Below are 520 nucleotides of genomic sequence, written 5' to 3'. Positions count from 1 at the left end.
GCGACGCCGCCGCGTACATGCGGCCCAACTTCTTCGTCAACACCCCTGACATCCTGCACGAGTTCCTCCAGCACGGCGGCCGGCCGGCCTTCGAGCTGAGGGCGGTGCTGGCCGCGACGCTGTCGCCGACCTGGGGGATGTACGCCGGATACGAGCTGTGCGAGAACACCTCGGTCAGGGCGGGCAGTGAGGACTATCTCGACTCGGAGAAGTACCAACTCCGGCCTCGGGACTGGGATTCGGCCGAGCGTGAAGGACGGTCCATCGCACCCCTCATCAGCTCTCTCAACCGGATCAGGCGGGAACACGGCGCACTGCGTCGGCTCAGGAATCTCCACTTCCACAAAGCCGACAACGACGCCGTGATCGCGTACAGCAAGCACACCCAGTCGGACACGGTTCTGGTGGTTGTGAACCTCGACCCTCACCACACCCAGGAGGCCACGGTCTCGTTGGACATGCCGCGACTCGGCCTGGACTGGCACGAGTCGATGCCGGTGCGCGACGAGCTCACCGGCGC

At 65.8% G+C, this 520-nt stretch carries 1 pseudogene; it reads left to right on the top strand.

From position 1 onward, the window contains the following. Positions 1 to 520: pseudogene (locus ACTWQR_RS55990) on the top strand (alpha-1,4-glucan--maltose-1-phosphate maltosyltransferase); the annotation flags it as partial.

The organism is Streptomyces sp. 2A115, assembly GCF_052245575.1.
In the GTDB taxonomy this organism is placed as follows: Bacteria; Actinomycetota; Actinomycetes; order Streptomycetales; family Streptomycetaceae; genus Streptomyces.
The sequence above is the reverse complement of the archived record's forward strand: the minus strand, read 5'-3'. Positions and strand labels throughout refer to the sequence as shown.